Below are 2,047 nucleotides of genomic sequence, written 5' to 3'. Positions count from 1 at the left end.
GGATGGGGATCGGGGCGAGGGGTGGGGCAGGTCTGGCATGATCTGGATGTGAACGCGTTCAAAACTGATCCGCCGGGGGCTCGGCGGGGGTGGGGGCCGTGGTGGCTGCTGCGGAGTGCTGGGCGGTATCTGGTCGCTCTGCTCGTGGTGTCCGCGGCGGTGTCCTGCGTCATTCCGCCTCACACTCGGTTCGGCGGGGGCGGTGAGCGGGACTACCTCGACGGGATGGCGAATCTGTTCACGTTCACGTGGAGCTGGTTCGCCCTCGTCGGGTGGGTGTGGGTGCTTCTCGTGCTGCTGATGATGTTGCCGGCGAGGCGGCGCATGGAGCCGCTGACCTTTCGGGGGCTGATGTGGTACCTGCTGAGCCTGCCGACGCCGTTGGCGGTGCTGCTGATGGTGCAGCCCGTCCACGTCATGGTGATCCACGTGATCGCCCATGCGGTGTTCGCCGCTGTGCTGTTGCCGGTGCCCGGGCCGTCGGTGACGGTGCACGGGCGGGAAAGTGATCCGCACATGCGGATGGTTGGGGAGTGAGGCAGGCGACGGTTGAGCCGGGGGACGCCCGGGAGCGCTTCGGGCCGTGGATGACGAGTTGCGCCCTGCGGTACACGGCGGTCTTCTGGTTCGCGTGGGAGGTCGCTTGGACGATGTTGCCGGAGCGCACCGACGAAGCACGCAGACTGCCGAACTTGCTGGAAGAGCTGGTGACCGGAGGGATTGCAATGTTCAGCCTGGTCGGGCTGCCGTCATTGCTCATCATCCTGCTGCTCGCCCCACGCCGGACGCTGCGGGAGCAGGACGAGTTCCGGGTGCTGGCCGGGCTGCTGCTGGCGATTCCGGTGGCGCCGTTGATGTTGGGGTTCGGCTCTTCCTACGTCGTCTTTCCGGTCGTCCAGATTGTTTTCGCCGGCTGGTTGCTGCCGCTCCCCACGCGATGCGTGCTGGCCTGGGTGGAGCCGGGGCGGGAGCGGGAGCGGAAGAGATGGGCGAAGTGAGGGCGACGGTGCGGGCGGGTGCGGGAGCGGGGCGGGGCGGGCGATGAGCGTCCGGACGGTTGAGCCGGGGGATGGGCGGGAGCGTACGGGGTTGTGGTTGCTGGACTGCGCGCTTCGGTACTTCGCGGTGTTCAGCATCGGGTGGGTGGCGGTGTGGGCAACGTTGCCGGGAGAAGGGGGCTACGGGGCGGATCGCCTGCGGTACGTACTGCTCGGGGACGCCTGGCTGTTCGGCTACTTCGGAGTGCCGTCCCTGTTCATCCTCATGTTCTTGTCCAGGCGCCGGACGCTGCGGGAACAGGATGAATTCCGGGTGCTGGCCAGTTTTTTGTTGATGATTCCGATGGTGCCATGGCTGGTACTCGTTCATGGGTACGCGGGCGGCTTCATCTTCCCTGGGATTCAGTTGGTTTTTGTGTGGTTGTTGCTGCCGCTGCCTACGCGTTGTGTGCTGGCCTCCGTCGAGCCGGGGCGGGAGAGGGAGCGGCAGAGGTGGGCGAAGTGAGCGGTGCGTTGGGCGTGATCGCGGGCGGCGGCCGGGTCCGGGGGTGGCATGTCGCCTCGGCAGGTGCGGCAGAGGCCGCCGGGGAGGGCTTCCGGGCGACCCGGGACGCCGCATTCGGTGCATTCCATGATGCGGGCCGGTACGCGTTGTGGAGCGGATGCCGTTGGGGGCCCCAGCGGGGCTGGGCTGGTTGAGGCTGAGGGCTGGGGCGAGGGTGGGAGTGAAGGTAGGAGTGGGGGTGGGAGTTTGCGGGTCAGGCGGTCGCGGGCCATGGCGCCCGGGGAGTGGACGTCGGACGGCAGGCCGGCGGTGAGGGCGGCGATGAGGTGGGCGCTGGTCGCGCCGTTGGCGAGCCATTGCTCCGCCAAGGCTTCGAGGGCGTCGCATTCGGCGGCGGAGAGGACCATGCGGAGGTCGGCGGTGCCGAGCGCGGCGAGGGCCGCGTAGGCGGCCGAGCGGGGCGGTGGGGCCGAGTGGGGGTTGGAGGCAGCCTCCGCCCGAATCGGCGCGGTGGCTCGCGGAGGGGGGAGCAAGAGGGCGGGGG

Annotated in this window: 3 protein-coding genes; all 3 read left to right on the top strand. The window is 69.1% G+C overall.

The annotated features are described in order from the left end of the window. Nucleotides 1–537, top strand: a 537-nt coding sequence (locus IH45_RS1000000150520) for a hypothetical protein (protein WP_234440904.1), incomplete at its 5' end; no start/stop codon positions are given. Next, on the top strand, nt 534–998 hold the full coding sequence (locus IH45_RS0142510) for a hypothetical protein (protein ID WP_030682505.1): 465 nt from the start codon (nt 534–536) through the stop codon (nt 996–998). The genes IH45_RS1000000150520 and IH45_RS0142510, both read left to right, overlap by 4 nt. A 145-nt stretch (nt 999–1,143) precedes the next feature. Beyond that, entirely contained in the window at nt 1,144–1,503 is a 360-nt protein-coding gene (locus IH45_RS0142505) for a hypothetical protein (protein ID WP_234440903.1), read from the top strand. The last annotated feature ends 544 nt before the right edge of the window (nt 1,504–2,047 follow it).

It is taken from the genome of Streptomyces rimosus subsp. rimosus (genome assembly GCF_000720725.1).
In the GTDB taxonomy this organism is placed as follows: domain Bacteria; phylum Actinomycetota; class Actinomycetes; order Streptomycetales; family Streptomycetaceae; genus Streptomyces; species Streptomyces rimosus_A.
Note: the sequence above shows the minus strand (reverse complement) of the source record. Positions and strands in the feature narration are given on the sequence as shown.